Origin of the sequence: Pedococcus sp. (assembly GCF_036000045.1) — a bacterium.
Lineage (GTDB): Bacteria > Actinomycetota > Actinomycetes > Actinomycetales > Dermatophilaceae > Pedococcus.
The window spans coordinates 47,714-67,049 of record NZ_DASYGF010000052.1; the positions used below are offsets into that span (position 1 = coordinate 47,714).

The following is a 19,336-nucleotide window of genomic DNA, read 5'->3' on the forward strand; positions in this document are numbered from 1 at the left end:
CCTCTCCCACGCCTAGGAGGGGGTCTGCTCCGACTCGCCGAACCGGCCCCAGTGCACGACATCGCGCTCGGCTCGCCTACCTCGCCGCAGGCTCGGCGAGAGGGTCCGCTCTCGTTCGTAGCCCAGGGCGACCACACCGACGAGGCGGCGGTTCGCCGGTATGCCGAGTGCCTCACGGACCGGTTCGTGCCGCTCGACCGGCACGCCGAAGAACAGCCCGCCGAGCCCCTCGTCCACCGCAGTGAGCAGCATGAGCATCGCGGCCATGCCGGTGTCGACGTCCCAGTACGGGACCGGCCACCGGCCCGGGTCGCGATCGGACCAGCCCTTGTCCGGCTCGGCATACCGGTCGAGGTAGCTGTCGGGATCGGACAGGCACAGCACGAGGACGGGAGCCGCCCGTACGCCCCGAAGCCACGCGTCGGGCGGCCGCTCGGGCTCCGTGGCCGCCACCCAGAACCTTTCGCGACCGGCCTGCTCGGCCAGGACGACGAAGTCCCACCCCTGGCTGAACCCCGCGCTGGGAGCCCGCTGGGCGGCATACAGAGCCCGCCTGAGCACCTCGGGAGGCACCGGACGCGAGTCGTCGAACCTGCGCACCATGCGCCGACGGCGGACGACCTCCCGAAACTCCATGGGCCCATCCTGCGGCAGTGGGATCCCGGCGCGTCGCAGGGTCCGGCCATGAGATCGTTTCCCCATGACACAGGTGGCCCACCCACCCGGCTACCCGGCACGGTGGGAGGCGGACGTCGTGCTGCGGGACGGGTCCGTGGCGCACCTGCGGCCGATCACCCCGGCTGACGCAGAGGCGGTCCACCGGTTCCACGCAGGGCAGTCGGACGAGTCCATCTACCTGCGGTTCTTCGCCCCGTTGCGCCGCCTCAGCGACCGTGACGTCACCCGGTTCACCAACGTGGACTACCACGACCGGGTCGCCCTCGTGGCGACCGTGCACGGGCAGATCATCGGCATCGGGCGCTACGACCGCATCACGCCGACCACCGCCGAGGTGGCGTTCAACATCTCCGACGCCTACCAGGGCAAGGGGATCGGGTCGGTCCTGCTCGAGCATCTGGCGGTCATCGCGTGGGAGGCCGGCGTCGAGGAGTTCACCGCCGAGGTGCTCCCGCAGAACCGCAAGATGATCTCGGTCTTCTCCGATGCCGGCTACGAGGTCGACCGCCGCTTCGAGGACGGCGTGGTGACCCTGCGGTTCAAGATCCAGCCGACCGAGCGGTCCGAGGCAGTGCGGCTCTCCCGGGAGCACCGGGCCGAGTCGGTCAGCATGCACTCGGTGCTCTTCCCCGACTCGATCGCGGTCGTCGGGGCCAGTCGGCGCACCGACTCCATCGGGCACCACATCCTGTCCAACATCCAGGCTGGTGGCTTCAACGGCACGGTCTATGCCGTCAACCGGGAGGCGATGGAGGTACTGGGGCTGCATTCCTACGCCAAGGTCAGCGAGATCCCCGAGGAGGTCGACCTGGCCGTCGTGGCGGTCCCCGCCGAGGAGGTCCCCGACGTGGTCGCGGACTGTGCCCGGGCCGGGGTGAAGACGCTCCTGGTCCTCAGCGCGGGCTTCGCCGAGGCGGGACCGGCCGGCCAGGAGCTGCAGACCCGGCTGCTGGCGGCGGCCCGCGGGGCCGGCATGCGGGTCCTCGGTCCGAACTCGTTCGGTGTCATCAACAACCACCCGGCGGTGCGGCTCAACGCCTCGCTCGCGCCCGAGCTGCCGCCGCCGGGCCGGATGGGGCTGTTCGCGCAGAGTGGCGCCCTGGGCATCGCCGTGCTGGCGTCGGCGGCCCGCCGCGGTCTCGGCATCTCGGTGTTCGCCTCAGCGGGCAACCGCGTCGACGTCTCCGGCAACGACTTCATGCAGTACTGGATCGACGACCAGGACACCGATGTCGTCGGGCTCTATCTGGAGTCCATGGGCAACCCTCGCAAGTTCTCGCGGATCGCCCGCCGCCTCGCCTCCACCAAACCGGTGATCGTGGTCAAGTCCGGGGTCTCGTCCTATGGAGTGCCGCCCGGCCACCGGGCTCGCCCCACCCGGGTGCGACCCGAGGCGTTCGACGCGATGCTCCGCCAGGCGGGCGTCATCCGCGTCGAGAACGTCCACCAGATGTTCGACGTGGCCCAGCTCCTGGCCCACCAGGACCTCCCCAAGGGCAACCGCGTCGCCATCGTCGGGAACTCCGACGCGCTGGGTGCGCTGACGGCTGAGGCCTGCATCAGCTGGGATCTCGAGGTGGCGCACGGCCCGGTTTCGCTGCCCAGCGAGGCGCGCGGCGAGCAGTTCGCCGAGGCCCTGGCAGCGGCCTTCGCCGACCCCGAGGTCGACAGCGTGGTCACCTGCTTCATCCCACCGTTGGTGACTCTCGATGAGGAGGTCGCCTCCGCGGTCCGTGACGCCGCGGCAGCCGGCCAGAAGCCTTGTCTGGCAACGTTTCTCGGCATGCGCGGAGTGGTCGAGCGCCTCTCCGGGACGCGCGAGGACGGTCAGCTCAGGGCGGTCCCTGCCTACGCCATGCCCGAGGACGCGGTGCGGGCGCTGGCGGCTGCCACCCGGTATGCCGAATGGCGGGCCCGCGACCGTGGCGTTCCGGTTCGTCCGGTGGGCATCGACCGTGAGGCCGCCGAGGCTGTGGTCGAACGGGTCCTCGCCGAGGCGCCTGAGGGCCGTCGACTCGAGCCGCCGGAGGTGACCGAGCTCCTCGGCGCGTACGGCATCGAGGTGTGGCCCAGCGTGCCGGTGGGCAGCGTCGAGGACGCTGTCCGGGCTGCGGACGGGCTCGGGTATCCGGTCGTGCTGAAGTCGGTCGCACCGTCGCTGCGCCACCAGCCCGGGCTGTCCGGCATCCGCGTGGACCTGGGCTCGGCCGGCCAGCTGCGCGAGGCGTACGCCACCCTCCACGACCGCCTGGCGCCCCTGGCCGCCAACGAGTTCGTCGTGCAGCGGATGGCCAACCCCGGCGTCTCCTGCGTGGTCCGCACCGACGAGGACCCGCTCTTCGGGCCGGTGGTGTCGTTCAGCATCGCCGGGCCGCCGACCGAGCTGCTGGGCGACATCGGCCACCGCATCCCCCCGCTGACCGACGTCGACGTGTCCGACCTCATCTCGTCAGTCAAGGCTTCGCCCCTGCTCCATGGTCACCGCGGGGCCGCTCCAGTGCACCGGGCCGCGCTCGCCGACCTGATCGCCCGCGCCTCGGTGCTGGCCGACAACCTGCCCGATGTCGCCAGCCTGGTCCTCAACCCGGTCAACGCGCATCCGGGCGGAGTGGATGTGCTCGACGCCGAGATCGTTCTGTCCGCTGCGCCTCGGCGCAAGGACCCGGGCCGGCGGTCGCTGACCTAGGTGTCGGCGGCTTGGGACGAGGACCTAGGGCAAGATGGACCCATGGGTTCCACCTCCTCCGCCCGAGCGTCACTGGCGCCTCTGCCTGACGAACTGCTGCGCGCCATCGACAGCGCCGGGTACTACCCCGCGCTCGTGACCGATGTCGTGCAGGCCGCGCTGGGCGACGAGCTGGTCGTCTCTCACCTCGTCCACCAGGAGACGACCTTCGACCAGGACGCCGTCCGCCGCCACATCACCGTCCTGGCCGTGACCGGCACGCGGCTCGTCATCGCCCATGCCGACGACCACACCGACGACCGTCCCGAGCACGAGGACCTCGCCACCGCCACGACCGAAAGCGTCCCGTTGAGCGCGGTCCGGGGCGTCATGCTCACCCATGTCGTCGCCAACCCCCAGGACTACCGTCCGGGGTCGCTCGGCCGTGAGATCACCCTGACCCTCGGCTGGGGAGCGGTCAGCCGGCTCGACCTCGTGCCGGCGTCGTGCGCCGACCCCGACTGCGATGCCGACCATGGCTACGAGGGCAGCATCGCCTCCGACGACATCTCGCTGCGGATCAGCGCGGATGCCGAGGGAGAGGCCGCCTTCCGGCAGGCGCTCGACTTCGCCCGCGAGCTGTCCGCCAGCATCGGCCGTTAGGGCCAGTGCCGAGCTCGATGCCACACGACGGCCTGCTGCCACCGCGCTACGACCAGTGGGGCCTGGCTGCCGTCCTCCCGGCGATCGCGGCCAGCCTTGGGGTCACGAGGTATGCCGAGGGTGACGGCCTGGCGCTCGCTTCGGCGCGACGCGCGGTGGTGGTGCTCGTGGACGGCCTTGGCTACGAGCTGATCCGCCGCCGGGGCGGCCACGCGCCCTTCCTGCGTTCGCTGCTGCCCGCGGCATACCGGCTCACGGCGGGGTTCCCGTCGACGACGGCCACGTCGATGGGCACGTTCGGCACCGGGCTTCCCCCTGGTGGTCACGGGCTCCTCGGCTACGAGGTGCTGGTGCCGGGGGAGGACCGGCTCGTCAACGAGCTCTCGTGGGAGGACGGCCCCGACCCCCTTGCGTGGCAGCCCCATCCGACCGTGTTCGAGGTCGCGCAGAGCGACGGGGTGGCGGTGACCCGGGTGGGGCCGGGGTTCTTCGACGGCTCCGGCTTGACCCAGGCCGCCGTGCGCGGCGGACGGTTCCGGGCGGCCGACAGCCTCGCGGCCCGGGTGGACGCGTCCCTGACCGCCCTGAGGGCAGATCGTCGCGCGCTCGTCTACCTCTACTGGGGCGACCTCGACAAGGTCGGGCACGTGCACGGCTGCCAGTCGTGGGAGTGGGGTGAGGAGCTCGCCGCCATCGACGGCGAGCTGGCGCGGCTCGTGCGCTCGGTGCCGAGCGACACCGCGGTCTACGTGACGGCCGACCACGGCATGGTCGATGCCCCGCACGCCCTGCGGATCGACCTGGCCCATGACGCGGAGCTCGCAGCCGGCATCCGTCACGCCGGCGGGGAGGCGCGGGCACTGCAGCTCTACTGCGAGCCCGGCGCCGCCGCCGATGTCGAGCAGACCTGGCGGGAGCGGGTGGGCGAGCGCGCCTGGATCCGGAGCCGCGACCAGGCCGTCGCGCAGGGCTGGTTCGGCCCTGTCGGTCCGGACAACCTGGCGCGCATCGGCGACGTGGTCGTGGCGATGCGCGACAACTTCGCCATCGTCGACTCGCGGCGGGCGCGGCCCCAGCTGCTGGCACTCGTGGGGCTGCACGGGTCGCTCACCGCCGAGGAGTCGGCCGTCCCCCTGTTCCACGTGGCGGCTCGAGACAGCGGGTGACCGCGTCGAACCGGCCAGCGCCTAGGGTGTCCTCTCGTGGCTGAGCTCGTCTTCTTCTCCGGCACGATGGACTCCGGGAAGTCCACCTTGGCGCTCCAGATGGACCACAACCACCGGGCGCGGGGTCGTGCGGGGCTGATCTACACCAAGCTCGACCGCGCGGGCAGCGAGGTGCTCTCCTCGCGGCTGGGTCTGTCGACACCCGCCCGTGAGGTGTCCGACGACCTCGACTTCTGGGACGCCGTCGTCGACCATGCGACCTCGGGTCACCGGGTCGACTACCTGATCTGCGACGAGGTGCAGTTCTACGCGCCTGCGCAGGTCGAGCAGCTGGCCAAGCTCGTCGACGAGATGGGCATCGATGTCTTCTGTTTCGGGATCACCGCCGACTTCCGCACCCAGCTGTTCCCCGGGTCGCGCCGGATGATCGAGCTGGCCGACCGTGTACAGGTGCTCCAGGTGGAGGCACTGTGCTGGTGCGGCCGCCGCGCGACCCACAACGCTCGGATCGTCGACGGTGCCATGGTCGTCGAGGGCGAGCAGGTGGTCGTGGGAGACACGGTCTCCGGCCCGAAGACGGTCGTGGAGTACGAGGTGCTGTGCCGTCGGCACTTCATGCGCCGGATGAACTCCGCGGCGGCCCGCGCTGCCGCCTCCTCGCCCGAGGTGCTGCCGTTCGACCTGGACGTCTGCCCCCTGCCCCAGCAGTAGCGGGCGCGGGCTTCCGCAGGGTCGGGTCAGTCCTGGGGTTTGGCCCCGAACATGACGTCGTCCCAGCTGGGCACGCTACGGCGGCCGTTCTTCTTGGCGGGCCGCTTGGTCGCAGCGCCCTGCCTCGCGGGGGGTGTTGGGGAGGCTGTGGGGGAGGGCTCGGCAGTGCCGGCCGACTCAGTGGCGCGGCGGTGGTCCGCCGGTGGTGAGGCATCCTCAGGTCGCGGGTCGTCGGCCGCAGGCAGCACGTCGTCGCCGAAGTCGGGAGCGGCCGGGTCGTCGGTCTCGGTCCCTCCCGACTCCGGCGCAGGCGCGACCGCCTGGGAGGGCTCGGAAGGCTGAGCCGACTCGGAGGGCTCCGCCGGACCCGCGTCGGTCTCGGCTGAGGGGTCATCGAGCGGGTGTGGTCCGCGCGCGCCGGGAGGCGGGGGCATGGACTCGGGGTCGTAGGCCAGCTCCTCCAGCGGCAGGGCATCCTCGCGGGGTGCTGCGTCCAGAGGCGTGTGCGTAGCGGCCTCCCTGCGGCGCCGTGGCCGGCCCCGGTGTGAGGCCCGCTCACGCATGGCCGTCATCAGGTCGACCGGCTCCTCGGTCCGCACGGCCGGGGGGCGCCGCCGGCCGCTGCCCTCGACACCGCCCTCGGCCTCGACGTCGTAGACGGTCGTGGCACGCACCGGAGCGGAGACCAGGTGTGGTGCGGGCAAGGGCGATGCGGCCGCCGCGGTGTCATCCTCACTGAGCCAGCGAGCCTCGTCGTCCACGGCCGAGACCATGCGGGACTGCAGGTCGAACGCCCACCGCGCCTGCCGCTCCCTGCCACCGGCGGGGAACGTCAGCACCACGGTCCAGTCCCCGCCCTCGCTGCGGGCCGAGTCCCACTCGGCGCTGGCGGGGTCGACCCCGCGCCCGGATAGGCGCTGGCTCACCCGAGCCGACAGGGTGGGGGCGCTCGAGCCACTCACGCCGCGCCCACGCAGACGGACCCCGCGCGCCAGGCCGGCGACGTGCTCGCGCTCGGCAAGGATGGGGCCCTCGTAGCGCCGCACCTTCTCGACGGTCCACCCGGCCCGGTCGGCGACCTCCTCGGCCGATAGCCCGGCCCGGATCAGCGCCTGAACGTCGCGGGGCCGCATACCCCCGTCGATCTCTATCTGGAGCTGGCCGAGCCGCGGACGGTCGCGTCGGGCCGCAGCCCGAAGCGGTTCGTCCAGAAGCACGCGGTACCGCTCGCCCTCGGAATCGGACAGCAGCAGGTGCTGGCCGTCCTCATGGACACCGATCAGCCGCAGATCGCGCATTGCCTTCTCCCGTATCGCCACATCGCCCTTGACTCTGCCATCCCGGGCCTCCCCGCGAAAGCGACCACGCCGCGACGGTACTTTTGACTCGCGATGATCACCTACGACTCGAACCTCCAGCTGGCCTTCGACCTGGTCGGAGTGTTCGTGTTCGCGCTGTCCGGCGGCCTTGTCGCCGTCAAGAAGCGGCTGGACCTCTTCGGCGTCCTGGTGCTGGCCGGCGCGGCGGCTCTAGGTGGGGGAGTCCTGCGCGACGTCCTCATCGGGGCCCGACCGCCCGTGGGTATCTCGGACTGGCGGCTGATCTGCTCGGCCGTCGTCGCGGGCCTGGTCACCTTCGTCTACCACCCGGGCGTCGAGCGCATCTCCCGGTTCGTGCGCGTGCTCGACGCGGCGGGCCTGGCGGTGTTCGCGGTCAGCGGGTCCCTGAAGGCCCTCGCGGCGGGGATGGGCCCCCTCGCCTCGGTGATCGTCGGTGGGATCACAGCGGTCGGCGGCGGTATCGTGCGCGACCTCCTCGCGGGCCAGGTGCCGGAGGTGCTGCGCCGTGAGATGTACGCGCTGCCGGCCCTGCTCGGATCGACCCTGGTCGTCACCGCCCATCACTTCGGCCCTGTCTCACCGCTGGTCCTGTGGGGATGCGTCGCGCTCGTGTTCGCCCTGCGGATGGTGGCCGTCCTCCTCGATGTCCACGCCCCCAAGCCTCTACGAACCGGAGAAGCCAGATGAGCACCCCTGACGCGAGCAACGATGGCGAGCGCCCCCTCGAGCCCTACGACGGCATCCTGCTGCTCTCCTTCGGCGGCCCAGAGAAGCCGGAGGACGTCCTGCCCTTCCTGCGCACGGTGACCGCGGGCCGGGGCATCCCGGACGAGCGTCTGGAGGAGGTCGGTGAGCACTACTACGGCTTCGGGGGCCGCAGCCCGATCAACGACCAGAACCGCGCCCTGATCGCCGCGCTGCGCGCCGAGCTCGACCGCCGCGGGATCGACACGCCTGTGGTGTGGGGAAACCGCAACTTCACCCCGTTCACGGTCGACGCCCTGGTCGAGGCATCCGAGCAGGGCCTGAGCCGGCTGGTCACCATCATCACCAGCGCCTACTCGTCCTACTCCTCGTGCCGCCAGTACCGCGAGGACCTCGCCTCGGCCCAGCAGCAGGCGGCAGAGCAGGGCCACCGCGTCGAGATCGACAAGGTGCGGCCCTATGTCAGCCACCCGGGCTTCGCGCGGGCCAACACCCGACTGGTCACCGACGCCGTGCGCGGCCTGCTGCGCGAGGGAGTCGACCCGTCCGGCATACGGCTGCTGTTCGTGACCCACTCCATCCCCACGGCGATGGACGACACGTCCGGGCCGGGCGACTCCGAGGGCAACGCGTACGCCCGCCAGCACGTCGCGCTGGGTGCGGCGATCACCGGCGAGGTGAACGCCACGCTGGACACTGACCTCGACGGCGAGCTGGTGTTCTGCTCGCGGTCCGGTCCGCCCAGCCAGCCCTGGCTCGAGCCGGACGTCAACGACCGGCTCGAGGAGCTGGCCGCCGAGGGTGCCGTGGCGGTGGTGCTGGCCCCGATCGGTTTCGTCTCCGACCACATGGAGGTCGTCTACGACCTCGACACCGAGGCGGCCGCGACGGCCGAGCGGCTGGGGCTGCGGCTGGCGCGCGTGCCGACGGTGGGGGTCGACGACGAGTTCGTGTCCGGTCTGGTCGACCTGCTCGAGGAGCGGGCCGCCGAGGCCAGGGGGGAGGACCCGTCCCGTCCGGCCTGGCCGAAGGGCAGGGCCCTGCCGTCCAGGTGTCCGGTCGGCTGCTGCCCCAACCTGCGCGAGGCGAAGCCCGCCTTGTGCGGGGAGGGCTGAGATGGGGACCGGAGCGGCCGACCTCGCCGTGCCTTCGGCGCAGGAGCTCGAGCAGCTCGAGGGGCTGGCCCTGGAGCTGGCCCTCGAGGCGGGTCGGCTCATCGTCGACGAGCGACCGGACGACCTCGGGGTGTCGCACACCAAGTCCACAGCCACCGACATCGTGACCGTCATGGACCAGCGGGCTCAGGACCTGCTCCGCTCCCGGCTGCACTCCGCCCGGCCGCAGGACGGGTTCCTGGGCGAGGAGGAGGGCGGTGCCGACACCCGGTCGCAGATCACGTGGGTGGTCGACCCCATCGACGGCACCGTCAACTACCTCTACGGCATCCCCTCGTATGCCGTGTCGGTCGCGGCCGTCGTCGGCGACCCCGCCACGGCCGGCGCCTGGCGCCCGGTGGCGGGAGCGGTGGTGAACCCCGTCACCGCGGAGTCGTTCCACGCCCGGCTGAGCGGTGGGGCCTGGCGACGCGTGGCCTCGGGTCCGGACGAGGCGCTGCGCCTCGGGGAGCCGCCCGAGCTGGGCCAGGCACTGGTCGGGACCGGCTTCGGGTACGACGCGCGGCGACGCGTCTGGCAGGGGCGAGTGCTGGCCGAGGTGATCGGACAGGTGCGCGACATCCGCCGGATCGGGAGCGCGGCCCTCGACCTCTGCGCGGTGGCGGCGGGCAGTCTCGACTGCTACTTCGAGAGGGGTCTGAACGCCTGGGACATGGCAGCTGCCTGGCTGGTCGTCACCGAGGCAGGCGGCGCGGTCACCGGGCTCGCCGGAGCTCCGCCCTCGGGCGCCATGGTCGTGGCTGGTGCACCGCTGCTGCACGGTGCGCTAGAGAGGGTGCTTCGTGCTGCCGTCGAGGCAGTGGGTGCAGAGATCGGTTAGGCGATCGGCTGGGGGCGCTCAGGCGGCGGTGTAGCGCTCGAGGGCGGGGATGCGCAGGCCGTGCTCGGCCGCCAGCCGGGCGAGACCCTCGAGCTCTGCCTCGCGGACGCTGACGAGGTAGTCGTCGCCGGACTCCTGGGCGCTCTGCAGGGACTGGAGAGCGTGGGCTGCGCGCTCGCTGATCTCGGAGTGGAACTCGGTCATCATGCACCCCTCTCGGTGTGCGGAGTCGCGTCCGCACGGGTCGGTCTGGGTCGGGCCGGAGGTAGGACTCTACGGGGGCAAGCTGACGAATGGCGATCAGGGGTCGGCCGAGATGGGTGAACGATTGGTGAACGCAGACCGTCTCCTGAACAACCACCATCCCAGGGGTGGACCGGATGATGACGCTCGCTCGTCCATAGGGCACAATCCCCGCCTGCGGTGGGCACAAAACCAGCGCGATCTGCGTTACACCGGCGACAGGTCCCCCGGAGACCCCAGACGGACCGACGAAGCAAGAGAAACAGGGAGAGCGACAGCGAACATGGCGACTGACTACGACGCGCCGCGCAAGACCGACGACGAGCTGTCCGAGGACTCGATCGAGGAGTTGAAGTCCCGTCGCGTCGACAAGAGCGCGTCCAGCGTGGACGTCGACGAGACCGAGCAGGCCGAGGGCTTCGAGCTGCCAGGTGCCGACCTGTCCGGTGAGGAGCTCTCCGTCCGAGTGCTGCCCCGCCAGGCTGACGAGTTCACCTGCTCGCGATGCTTCCTCGTCCACCACCGCAGCCAGCTGGCCAAAGAGGTCAACGGGCAGATGGTCTGCCGGGAGTGCGCAGCCTGACACCCCCGCGCGGGCACGAACGCCGCGAGCTAGGGTCAGTCCCCGTGACTGGCCCTTCTCGCGTCAACGTCCCGCTGCGGCGCCTGGATCGGGGTCTGCCGGTCCCGGCCTATGCCCACCCTCACGACGCCGGGGTCGACCTCCACGCTGCGGCCGACCAGACGCTGGATCCCGGGGAGCGGGCGCTGGTGCCGACGGGCGTCGCGCTCGCTCTGCCGCCGGGCTACGTCGGCCTGGTCCACCCACGCTCGGGACTGGCTGCGCGGCACGGCATCACGATCGTCAACGCGCCGGGCACCGTGGACGCAGGCTACCGCGGCGAGATCCTCGTCAACCTGGTCAACCTCGACCCCCGCGAGCCGTTCACCGTGCGGCGCGGGGACCGCATCGGCCAGCTGGTCGTCCAGCAGGTCGCGACCGTGCAGTTCGTCGAGGTCGATTCGCTCGACGAGACCTCGCGGGGGGACACTGGACATGGCGCCAGTGGCGGATTCGGCGCGCACCTACCAACGAAGGACTGACCGACCAGTGAGCATCTTCCGGCGAAACAAGGACACCACGCAGGACGCTGCGGAGGACACGCAGGAGGCGTCGCAGGAGTCCGTCGGGACCGCACGGCCGGCCGAGCCGGCTGAGCCCGCCGAGGCGGCGGAGACCACCACTTCCGCGGGTGCCGCGCCCGCCGGGCCGTGGGATGCCTCCGAGGTCGACCTTCGCGACGATGGCCGGCTCGACCTGGGTGCGCTGCGGATCCGCGGCGTGGCCGACATGGAGCTGCGGCTCGAGGTCGACGAGCAGGCCCAGCAGGTGGTCGGGGCCACAGCGGTCATCGCCGACTCTGCCGTGCAGCTGCAGGCCTTCGCCGCCCCTCGCACTATGGGCGTCTGGGACGGCATCCGCTCCGAGATCGCCGAGTCCATCGTCAGCCAGGGCGGCACCGCAGACGAGGTGCGAGGTGAGCTCGGCCCGGAGCTGCGCACCCGCATGCCCTCGGCCGGTCCCGACGGCCGCACGGTGTTCGCCCCCGCCCGGTTCGTCGGCGTCGACGGGCCCCGCTGGTTCCTTCGTGCGGTGTTCTCCGGGCGTGCGGCCATCGACGACGACGCGGCCGGCCCCCTGATGGCGGTAGTCCGCGACACGGTCGTCGTCCGCGGCGAGTCCGCGATGGCGCCTCGCGAGATGCTGCCCCTGCGGCTTCCGGACGAGGCGACCATGCCGTCGTCCGAGCCCGCCACCGACGACGAGCTGCGCCCCTTCGAGCGCGGGCCTGAGATCACCGAGGTCAGGTAGGTACGGTCATGGCTGTGCACAGCACGGGCGAGACTCGGCAGCGCAACCCGCTGGCGAGGTTGGGGGAGCGGCTCACCAAGTCCGTCACCCAGCTGGAGGCCGACGAGCTCAAGGAGGACTCGGTCCGCATGGGGTGTACCCCCATGAACGAGCTCGTCGACCGCGAGGTGGCCACCGTCTCGGGCACGGTGCGAGCGATCACCCTGCGTCCACGGGTCACCGTCCCGGCCCTGGTCGTGGACCTCTATGACGGCAGCAGAACCATCAACCTCGTCTGGCTGGGCCGCCGCACCATCGGCGGTGTCGAGCCCGGCCGCTACCTACGCGCCACCGGTCGGGTCACCTACACCCGGGGGGTCCCCACCATCTTCAACCCGGCATACGAGATCGTCCCGCCTCGTGCCCACTGAGGTCGCGGCCGAGGTGCCCACGGTCGAGGCCCTCATCCGGCATCGGCTTTCGGCGGTCCTGGGCGGCTGGCGCGGCTCGCTCGAGGCGGCCGTTCCCACGCTGGCTTTCGTCGCCCTGTGGTCGTGGCGGCACGACGCGAGGACCGCCCTCGTCTCGGCCGGAGTCGTCGTCCTCGTCCTGGCGCTCGTCCGCCTGGCTCAGCGGCAGAGTGTGCAGTTCGTGCTGTCCGCTGCGCTGGCCACGTCGGTGGCGGCCTTCTTCGTCCTGCGCACCGGCCGCGCCCAGGACGCCTTCCTCCCCGGCATGCTCAAGAGCTCCGCGTTCGGCGTGGGTGCGCTCGCCTCGGTGCTGCTGCGCTGGCCCGTCGTGGGGTTCATGGTCGCCGCCGGAGACCCCCAGCACCTGGCCGAGGACCCGTTCGGCTGGCGCCGCGACCGTGGCCTGGTGCGGGTCTGCCAGCGGCTGACCGTCGTGCTCGTCGTCCTGTATGCCGTGCGCGTGGCCGTGATGGTCCCGCTCTACGTGGCCGGCAAGGTGGCCTGGCTCGGCGTCGCGAGCGTCGCCCTCGGGTGGCCGTTGTGGCTGGCCGCCCTCGCGGTGATGGCGTCCATGCTGATGCGTGGGCACACGCCTCAGGAACCTCCGGGCTGGCTGCTGCCCGGCCAGCAGCCAGCCTCCGACGCCGGAGGGTCAGAGGCGGTTCAGTCCGCCCCGCGCGGGACGCGCTGACCGGGGCTGAGCATCGCCTCGAGCTCGTCCTCGAACTCCGGGGTCGAGATGAACAGCAGCTCGTCGTGGGGCTCGAGGGAGTCGTCCCGGCTGGGCGCGATCGGGTGGTCCTCGCGGATGATGCCGACCAGCACCGTCTCACCGGGGAAGCTCACGTCGCCGACGCGCTTGCCGGCATAGGGGCTGTCGGCGGGCAGCGTGAGCTCGACCATGGTCGCCTTGCCCTGCTGGAACTGGAAGATCCGCACGAGGTCTCCGACGCTGACGGCCTCTTCGACCAGGGCGGTCATCAGTCGCGGCGTCGAGACTGCCACGTCGACGCCCCAGGCCTCGTCGAACATCCACTCGTTCTTGGGGTTGTTGACGCGGGCCACGGTGCGGGGTACGCCGAACTCGGTCTTGGCCAGCAGCGAGACCACCAGGTTGGCCTTGTCGTCGCCGGTCGCAGCGACCACGACGTCGCAGTCGGCCAGCCCGGCCTCGTGCAGCGCGGTGATCTCGCACGCGTCGGCGAGCAGCCAGCTGGCCTCGGGAATCTTGCTGGCCTGCAGGTCCTTGCGCTCGCGGTCCATGAGGAGCACCTGGTGGCCGTTGTGCAGCAGCTCGCGGGCGATGGAACGCCCGACGCTGCCGGCCCCGGCGATGACGACTCGCATTGCTGTGTCCTTCTGTCAGGAGTCCGACGGGGAGGGCGGGGCGTCGAGGATGCGCTCGACGCCGGCCAGCTCGGAGGCCAGCGTGACGAGGTGCAGCAGGTCGCCCTCCTGGAAGACGGCATCCGGCCCTGGCAGGATCCCCGACCCGAGCCTGGTCAGGTAGGCGGTGCGGGCCCCGGTGGCAGCCTCGAGCGCGGTGAGCCGCTGTCCGACCCAGGCATGGTTGACCGCGACCTCGGCGACGACGACCTGACCCGAGGGGTCCACCAGCTGGGGGACGTGGCCCTGCGGCAGCAGGCGGCGCAACATCTGGTCGGACGTCCACTTCACCGTGGCCACGGTGGGTATGCCGAGACGCTGGTAGACCTCGGCGCGGCCGGGGTCGTAGATGCGGGCCACGACATGCTCCACACCGAAGGTCTCGCGCGCGACCCGCGCGGCGAGGATGTTGGAGTTGTCGCCGCTGGAGACCGCCGCGAACGCATAGGCCTTGTCGATGCCGGCCTCGGTGAGGGTGTCGCGGTCGAACCCGAGCCCGGTGACCCGGCGGCCTTCGAAGGAGGCTCCCAGGCGACGGAAGGCTGTCTCGTCCTGGTCGATGATCGCCACGTCGTGTCCCTGGCTCTCCAGGCTCACGGCCAGAGACGAGCCGACCCGGCCGCAACCCATGATGACGAAGTGCACGACGCCGACGCTACACCGGAGCACAGTCCGGGGTGTGGGGTGCCGCGCAGAGGCCTCGCCGGCCGCCTAGAGTGTGGGCGTGCCAACCTCAGGACGCGTCCTCAAGCGGGTGCTCGTCGGTCGCGCCATGCGCAGCGACCGGCTTGGCGAGACGCTGCTTCCCAAGAAGCTCGCGCTGCCGATCTTCGCGAGTGACGCGCTGTCGTCCGTGGCCTACGCCCCTGACGAGATCTTCCTGACCCTGGGCCTCGCCGGCGGCCTGCTCGCGCTGATGCACTCGTGGCAGATCGGCCTGTGCGTGGTCTTCGTCATGCTCGTGGTCGTCGCGTCCTACCGCCAGAACGTGCACGCCTACCCCTCGGGCGGTGGTGACTACGAGGTGGCCACCACGAACCTGGGCCCGAGGGCCGGCCTGACCGTGGCGTCCGCCCTGCTCGTCGACTACGTCCTCACCGTCGCCGTGTCGATCTCCTCGGGCGTCCAGAACGCCGCCGCCGCGCTGCCGATGCTGCGTGGTCATGAGGCGGTGGTCGCCGTCGGCCTGGTGGCGCTGCTCACGGCGATGAACCTGCGCGGCGTCCGTGAGTCCGGCATGTGGTTCGCGTTCCCCGTCTACATGTTCATGGTCAGCGTCATCGGGATGGGCGCGGTCGGCCTCGTCCGGCAGCTCAGCGGCACGCTGCCGCACGCCGAGAGCGCCGGGCTGACCCTGGCACCGGAGCCCGGCTTCGGTGCGCTCGGCCAGTTCGCGATGCTGTTCCTGCTGCTGCGGGCGTTCTCCTCAGGCTGTGCCGCCCTGACCGGGGTCGAGGCCATCTCCAACGGCGTGCCCGCCTTCAAGAAGCCCAAGAGCCGCAACGCGGCGACCACGCTGCTGATGATGGGCCTGGTCGCCGTGACCATGTTGATGTCGATGCTCATGCTCGCCAAGTGGACCGGCATCAAGTACGCCGAGAACCCGGCGACCCAGCTCCTGCGCGACGGCAAGCCGGTCGGCAGCAGCTATGTCCAGGACACGATCATGGGCCAGGTCGCCAAGGCGGTGTTCCAGGGCTTCCACCCCGGCGTCATCCTCGTCTCCATCGTGGCCGGGGTCATCCTCATCCTGGCGGCCAACACCGCCTTCAACGGCTTCCCGGTGCTGGGCTCGATCCTCGCCAAGGACGGCTACCTGCCGCGCCAGCTGCACACCCGCGGCGACCGGCTCGCCTTCTCCAACGGCATCCTGATCCTGGCGGGGGCGGCGGCGTTCCTCATCGTGCTCTACAACGCCGAGGTCACCAAGCTGATCCAGCTCTACATCGTCGGCGTGTTCGTCTCGTTCACGCTGAGCCAGATCGGCATGATCCGGCACTGGAACCGCCACCTACGGCTCGAGCGCGAGGCCGCCGTCCGGTCTCGCATGATGCGCAGCCGCGTCATCAATGCGATCGGCGCAACCATGTCGGGCCTCGTGCTCCTCGTGGTGCTGCTGACCAAGTTCGTCCACGGCGCGGGTTACGCCATCGCCGCGATGGTCGTCCTCTTCTTCATCATGCTGCGGATCCGCAAGCACTACGAGCGCGTCCGCGAGGAGCTCCAGGTGAGCGAGGACGACGTCACCGCCCAGCTGCTGCCCAGCCGCGTGCACGCCATCGTGCTGGTCTCCAAGATCCACAAGCCGACCCTGCGTGCCCTGGCCTACGCCCGGGCGACCCGTCCGTCCAAGCTCGAGGCGATCACAGTCAACGTGGAGCCCGACGAGACCAAGGCCCTCCAGGACGAGTGGGAGCGGCGCGACATCCCGGTACCGCTGAAGGCTCTCGACTCGCCCTACCGCGAGATCACCCGCCCCGTCGTCGAGTACGTGAAGTCGCTGCGCTCGGGCCACCCCCGTGACGTCGTGGTGGTCTACATCCCGGAGTACGTCCTCGGCAAGTGGTACGAGCAGGTGCTCCACAACCAGAGCGCGCTGCGCCTCAAGGGCCGTCTTCTGTTCACCCCGGGTGTCATGGTCGCCAGCGTGCCGTGGCAGCTGGCGTCGTCCGAGGGCCAGGAGGAGCGCTTCGACGGTCCCACGGCTGGCGCGGTCCGTCTTGGCCAGTGAGCCCGCCACGGCCGAGCTGACTGCGGGAGACCTGGTCGAGCTCGACGTGGGTCCGGTGGCCCACGGTGGCTTCTGCGTCGCCCGTCATGAGGGCCGGGTGGTCTTCGTCCGTCACACCCTGCCCGGTGAGCGCATCCGCGCGCAGGTGACCGAGGCGCGGCCGGGTCACCGGTTCGCGCGGGCCGACTGTGTGGAGGTCCTCACCCCGAGCCCTCACCGCGTGCCCGCCCCCTGCCCGTATGCCGGGCCAGGCCTGTGCGGCGGTTGCGACTGGCAGCATGCCGACCTCGCCTACCAGCGGGAACTCAAGGCGGCCGTCGTCCGCGAGCAGTTCACCCGGCTGGCCGGCATCGAGGTCGACGTGCAGGTCGAGCCCGTGCCCGGCGACCATGACGGGCTGGGCTGGCGCACCAGGGTGGAGTTCGCCGTCGACACGTCGGGGCGCGCTGGGTTGCGCGAGCATCGCTCGCACGCCGTCGTCCCCGTGCAGACCTGCCTCATCTCCGACCCGAGAGTGCTGGCGACCGGGGTGCTCACCGGGGACTGGAGCGGCCACGACGCCGTGGACGTCGTCGCGCCTTCCGCCGGCGACCCCGTGACCGTCCCTCTGCCCGCCTCGCCGGACGCGGTCCCCACTGTGACGGAACACCTTGCAGGGCAACGCTATTCGGCAGACTTCGAAGTGGCTGCACGTGGGTTCTGGCAGGTTCACCCTGGCGCGGCGGCCACGTTCGTCGACACGGTGCTCGACCTGCTCGACCCCCAGCCGGGAGAGACCGCCCTCGACCTCTATGCCGGTGTCGGGCTGTTCGCCGCGGCCCTCGCCTCGGCCGTCGGCGACGCGGGGCGCGTGGTCGCGGTGGAGTCGGACGCCTCGGCGGTCGCCTGTGCGGCCGGCAACCTCGCGGCATACCCCTCTGTCGTGGCTGTTCGGGCCCGCGTCGACGACGCGTTCGGGGTGCCGCGGGCGAGCCGTTCGGGCCCGGCGCCGCGCCGCGCGCAGCGGCCGCGCAAGCTGCGTCGCCACCCACTGATGCCCCTGCGAGCCGACCTCGTGGTCCTCGACCCGCCGCGCACAGGGGCGGGCCGGGGCGTGGTGGCTCAGGTGACGGCTCTGGAGCCGCGAGCGGTCGCCTACGTCGCGTGTGACCCTGCCGCCCTCGCCCGCGACACGGCATACCTGCGTGAAGGTGGCTACCACCTCCGAGAGCTGCGGGCCTTCGACGCCTTCCCCATGACCGCTCACCTGGAGTGCATCGCCGTGTTCGGGCGCTGACCCGGTGACCTAGGCTCGCTGCCTGTGACCGATCCCGAGACCGTCGACGCGCAGGTTCCGTTCACCCACCGGGTCGAGGTGCACTTCTACGAGGTGGACCAGGTGGGCGTGGTGTTCAACGCCTGGTACCTCGCGTGGTGCGACGACGCCCGGCTGGCCTATCTCGCATCGCGCGGGTACGGCCTCCAGCAGGCGATGGCCGCGGATGCGTTGCCCCTCGTGCGGCATGCCGACATCGAGTGGTTGGCCAGCCTGGCCGCCGAGGAGCATGCCGAGATCCACGTGCGCCCGGTGCGTGTCGGCACGACCTCCTTCACGCTGCGGCACGAGATCCACCGCGAGGGAGACGGCGAGCTGTGCGCCGTCCTGACCATCACCTATGTGGCGGCAGGGCTGGTCGAGCGCACCAAGCGCGAGCTCCCGCTTTCCCTCCGCGCGGCGTTGGAGCAGGATCAGAGGCAGGGCGCAACCGACGTGGTATCTTGACGTCAAGATAAATCGAGCATGACACCGTAGTCGACCAAAAGCATCGAAGGAGCCAGCCAGTGGCCAGCACGAACAGCTTCAACGCCCATGGTGAACTGAAGGTCGGGGACCAGTCCTACGAGGTCTACCGGCTGAGCGCGGTCGAGGGGAGCGAGACCCTCCCGTACAGCCTCAAGGTGCTCTTGGAGAACCTGCTGCGCACCGAGGACGGCGCCAACATCACCGCCGACCACATCCGGGCCGTCGGCTCGTGGGACGCCGAGGCCGAGCCCGACACGGAGATCCAGTTCACCCCCGCGCGTGTCATCATGCAGGACTTCACCGGAGTGCCCTGTGTCGTGGACCTGGCCACGATGCGCGAGGCCGTGGCCGACCTCGGCGGCGACCCGGCGCGGATCAACCCGCTGAGCCCGGCCGAGCTGGTCATCGACCACTCCGTGATCATCGACGTCTTCGGCCGGGCAGACGCCTTCGAGAAGAACGTCGAGATCGAGTACCAGCGGAACGGCGAGCGCTACCAGTTCCTGCGCTGGGGCCAGACCGCCTTCGAGGACTTCAAGGTCGTGCCGCCGGGCACGGGCATCGTGCACCAGGTCAACATCGAGCACCTCGCCCGCACCGTCATGGTGCGCGACGGGGTCGCCTACCCCGACACGTGCGTCGGCACCGACTCGCACACGACGATGGTCAACGGCCTCGGCGTGCTGGGCTGGGGTGCCGGCGGCATCGAAGCCGAGGCGGCGATGCTGGGCCAGCCCCTGTCGATGCTCGTGCCGCAGGTGGTGGGCTTCCGATTGACGGGGGCGTTGCGCGAGGGCTCGACCGCGACCGACCTCGTGCTGACGGTGACCGAGATCCTGCGGCGCGTCGGCGTGGTCGGCAAGTTCGTCGAGTACTTCGGCGACGGCCTGGCCGCGCTGCCGCTGGCCGACCGGGCGACGCTCGGGAACATGTCCCCGGAGTACGGCG

Annotated in this window: 21 protein-coding genes; 16 read left to right on the forward strand and 5 right to left on the reverse strand. The window is 71.2% G+C overall.

Annotation, left to right across the window (positions count from 1 at the left end; genetic code table 11):
- Nucleotides 1–12: 12 nt before the first annotated feature.
- A complete protein-coding gene (locus VGN50_RS08515) occupies nucleotides 13–636 on the reverse strand; it encodes a nitroreductase family protein (protein WP_327444317.1) in 624 nt (207 codons plus the stop codon).
- Between the two features lie 64 nt (nucleotides 637–700).
- Here VGN50_RS08515 and VGN50_RS08520 point away from each other — a divergent pair, with 64 nt between their 5' ends.
- Genes VGN50_RS08520 through VGN50_RS08535 form a run of 4 tightly spaced genes read left to right on the forward strand, consistent with a single transcriptional unit; the run spans nucleotide 701 to nucleotide 5,883 of the window.
- Complete coding sequence (locus VGN50_RS08520; protein ID WP_327444318.1) at nucleotides 701–3,364, forward strand: GNAT family N-acetyltransferase; 2,664 nt, start codon at nucleotides 701–703, stop codon at nucleotides 3,362–3,364.
- Between the two features lie 42 nt (nucleotides 3,365–3,406).
- On the forward strand, nucleotides 3,407–4,006 hold the full coding sequence (locus tag VGN50_RS08525) for a DUF5998 family protein (protein ID WP_327444319.1): 600 nt from the start codon (nucleotides 3,407–3,409) through the stop codon (nucleotides 4,004–4,006).
- A gap of 17 nt (nucleotides 4,007–4,023) precedes the next feature.
- Nucleotides 4,024–5,172 (forward strand): alkaline phosphatase family protein, encoded by a 1,149-nt coding sequence (locus VGN50_RS08530; RefSeq protein WP_327444320.1) that lies wholly within the window; start codon nucleotides 4,024–4,026, stop codon nucleotides 5,170–5,172.
- Nucleotides 5,173–5,208: 36 nt separating this feature from the next.
- The gene (locus VGN50_RS08535; protein ID WP_327444322.1) at nucleotides 5,209–5,883 is read left to right on the forward strand and encodes a thymidine kinase; all 675 of its coding nucleotides are present in this window, start codon (nucleotides 5,209–5,211) and stop codon (nucleotides 5,881–5,883) included.
- 26 nt (nucleotides 5,884–5,909) lie between these two features.
- Here VGN50_RS08535 and sepH read toward each other — a convergent pair whose 3' ends face one another.
- Nucleotides 5,910–7,181: a septation protein SepH gene (sepH, locus tag VGN50_RS08540; RefSeq protein WP_327444323.1), complete on the reverse strand. Its 1,272-nt coding sequence runs from the start codon at nucleotides 7,179–7,181 to the stop codon at nucleotides 5,910–5,912.
- 93 nt (nucleotides 7,182–7,274) lie between these two features.
- Here sepH and VGN50_RS08545 point away from each other — a divergent pair, with 93 nt between their 5' ends.
- From VGN50_RS08545 to VGN50_RS08555, 3 genes are read left to right on the forward strand one after another with little or no spacing between them, the layout of a single operon-like run.
- Nucleotides 7,275–7,910: a trimeric intracellular cation channel family protein gene (locus tag VGN50_RS08545; RefSeq protein ID WP_327444324.1), complete on the forward strand. Its 636-nt coding sequence runs from the start codon at nucleotides 7,275–7,277 to the stop codon at nucleotides 7,908–7,910.
- Nucleotides 7,907–9,043, forward strand: a complete 1,137-nt coding sequence (locus VGN50_RS08550) for a ferrochelatase (RefSeq protein WP_327444325.1) — start codon at nucleotides 7,907–7,909, stop codon at nucleotides 9,041–9,043. Before VGN50_RS08545 ends, VGN50_RS08550 begins: the two co-directional genes overlap by 4 nt.
- A gap of 1 nt (nucleotide 9,044) precedes the next feature.
- Complete coding sequence (locus VGN50_RS08555; RefSeq protein ID WP_327444326.1) at nucleotides 9,045–9,923, forward strand: inositol monophosphatase family protein; 879 nt, start codon at nucleotides 9,045–9,047, stop codon at nucleotides 9,921–9,923.
- 18 nt (nucleotides 9,924–9,941) lie between these two features.
- On the opposite strand, the gene VGN50_RS08560 is transcribed toward VGN50_RS08555, so the two are convergent.
- Complete coding sequence (locus VGN50_RS08560) at nucleotides 9,942–10,127, reverse strand: hypothetical protein (RefSeq protein ID WP_327444328.1); 186 nt, start codon at nucleotides 10,125–10,127, stop codon at nucleotides 9,942–9,944.
- Between the two features lie 322 nt (nucleotides 10,128–10,449).
- On the opposite strand from VGN50_RS08560, the gene VGN50_RS08565 reads away from it, so the two are divergent.
- The 5 genes from VGN50_RS08565 to VGN50_RS08585 are packed head-to-tail and all read left to right on the forward strand — an operon-like array spanning nucleotide 10,450 to nucleotide 13,179.
- Entirely contained in the window at nucleotides 10,450–10,749 is a 300-nt protein-coding gene (locus tag VGN50_RS08565) for a DUF4193 domain-containing protein (RefSeq protein WP_154683785.1), read from the forward strand.
- A 44-nt stretch (nucleotides 10,750–10,793) separates the two neighbouring features.
- Nucleotides 10,794–11,270, forward strand: a complete 477-nt coding sequence (gene dut, locus VGN50_RS08570) for a dUTP diphosphatase (protein WP_327444329.1) — start codon at nucleotides 10,794–10,796, stop codon at nucleotides 11,268–11,270.
- Between the two features lie 7 nt (nucleotides 11,271–11,277).
- Complete coding sequence (locus VGN50_RS08575) at nucleotides 11,278–12,039, forward strand: DUF3710 domain-containing protein (RefSeq protein WP_327444330.1); 762 nt, start codon at nucleotides 11,278–11,280, stop codon at nucleotides 12,037–12,039.
- A gap of 8 nt (nucleotides 12,040–12,047) precedes the next feature.
- Nucleotides 12,048–12,449 (forward strand): OB-fold nucleic acid binding domain-containing protein, encoded by a 402-nt coding sequence (locus VGN50_RS08580; protein WP_327444331.1) that lies wholly within the window; start codon nucleotides 12,048–12,050, stop codon nucleotides 12,447–12,449.
- Nucleotides 12,439–13,179, forward strand: a complete 741-nt coding sequence (locus VGN50_RS08585; RefSeq protein ID WP_327444332.1) for a DUF3159 domain-containing protein — start codon at nucleotides 12,439–12,441, stop codon at nucleotides 13,177–13,179. Before VGN50_RS08580 ends, VGN50_RS08585 begins: the two co-directional genes overlap by 11 nt.
- On the opposite strand, the gene VGN50_RS08590 is transcribed toward VGN50_RS08585, so the two are convergent.
- Complete coding sequence (locus tag VGN50_RS08590) at nucleotides 13,152–13,835, reverse strand: TrkA family potassium uptake protein (RefSeq protein ID WP_327444333.1); 684 nt, start codon at nucleotides 13,833–13,835, stop codon at nucleotides 13,152–13,154. The genes VGN50_RS08585 and VGN50_RS08590 overlap by 28 nt on opposite strands.
- A 15-nt stretch (nucleotides 13,836–13,850) precedes the next feature.
- Nucleotides 13,851–14,519 carry a TrkA family potassium uptake protein gene (locus VGN50_RS08595; RefSeq protein WP_327444334.1) on the reverse strand — a complete coding sequence of 223 codons (669 nt, stop codon included), beginning with the start codon at nucleotides 14,517–14,519 and terminating at the stop codon, nucleotides 13,851–13,853.
- A 127-nt stretch (nucleotides 14,520–14,646) separates the two neighbouring features.
- Between VGN50_RS08595 and VGN50_RS08600 the strand changes: the two genes are divergently transcribed.
- The 4 genes from VGN50_RS08600 to VGN50_RS08615 all read left to right on the forward strand — a co-directional run.
- Entirely contained in the window at nucleotides 14,647–16,605 is a 1,959-nt protein-coding gene (locus VGN50_RS08600; RefSeq protein ID WP_327444342.1) for an APC family permease, read from the forward strand.
- Nucleotides 16,595–17,881, forward strand: a complete 1,287-nt coding sequence (locus VGN50_RS08605) for a class I SAM-dependent RNA methyltransferase (protein WP_327444335.1) — start codon at nucleotides 16,595–16,597, stop codon at nucleotides 17,879–17,881. Before VGN50_RS08600 ends, VGN50_RS08605 begins: the two co-directional genes overlap by 11 nt.
- A 24-nt stretch (nucleotides 17,882–17,905) precedes the next feature.
- Nucleotides 17,906–18,367, forward strand: coding sequence for a thioesterase family protein (locus VGN50_RS08610; RefSeq protein WP_327444336.1), 462 nt, complete (start codon nucleotides 17,906–17,908; stop codon nucleotides 18,365–18,367).
- Nucleotides 18,368–18,426: 59 nt separating this feature from the next.
- Nucleotides 18,427–19,336: aconitase family protein (locus VGN50_RS08615; protein WP_327444337.1), on the forward strand; the 910-nt coding region annotated here is incomplete at its 3' end.

Excerpts from the sequence above, each read along its gene's own strand:
- VGN50_RS08600 (WP_327444342.1), top strand. The coding sequence starts at position 14,647 with ATGCGCAGCGACCGGCTTGGCGAGACGCTGCTTCCCAAGAAGCTCGCG.
- VGN50_RS08590 (WP_327444333.1), bottom strand. The coding sequence starts at position 13,835 with ATGCGAGTCGTCATCGCCGGGGCCGGCAGCGTCGGGCGTTCCATCGCC.
- VGN50_RS08555 (WP_327444326.1), top strand. The coding sequence starts at position 9,045 with ATGGGGACCGGAGCGGCCGACCTCGCCGTGCCTTCGGCGCAGGAGCTC.
- VGN50_RS08560 (WP_327444328.1), bottom strand. The coding sequence starts at position 10,127 with ATGACCGAGTTCCACTCCGAGATCAGCGAGCGCGCAGCCCACGCTCTC.
- VGN50_RS08545 (WP_327444324.1), top strand. The coding sequence starts at position 7,275 with ATGATCACCTACGACTCGAACCTCCAGCTGGCCTTCGACCTGGTCGGA.
- VGN50_RS08515 (WP_327444317.1), bottom strand. The coding sequence starts at position 636 with ATGGAGTTTCGGGAGGTCGTCCGCCGTCGGCGCATGGTGCGCAGGTTC.
- VGN50_RS08565 (WP_154683785.1), top strand. The coding sequence starts at position 10,450 with ATGGCGACTGACTACGACGCGCCGCGCAAGACCGACGACGAGCTGTCC.
- VGN50_RS08580 (WP_327444331.1), top strand. The coding sequence starts at position 12,048 with ATGGCTGTGCACAGCACGGGCGAGACTCGGCAGCGCAACCCGCTGGCG.
- VGN50_RS08530 (WP_327444320.1), top strand. The coding sequence starts at position 4,024 with ATGCCACACGACGGCCTGCTGCCACCGCGCTACGACCAGTGGGGCCTG.
- VGN50_RS08550 (WP_327444325.1), top strand. The coding sequence starts at position 7,907 with ATGAGCACCCCTGACGCGAGCAACGATGGCGAGCGCCCCCTCGAGCCC.
- VGN50_RS08525 (WP_327444319.1), top strand. The coding sequence starts at position 3,407 with ATGGGTTCCACCTCCTCCGCCCGAGCGTCACTGGCGCCTCTGCCTGAC.
- sepH (WP_327444323.1), bottom strand. The coding sequence starts at position 7,181 with ATGCGCGATCTGCGGCTGATCGGTGTCCATGAGGACGGCCAGCACCTG.
- VGN50_RS08520 (WP_327444318.1), top strand. The coding sequence starts at position 701 with ATGACACAGGTGGCCCACCCACCCGGCTACCCGGCACGGTGGGAGGCG.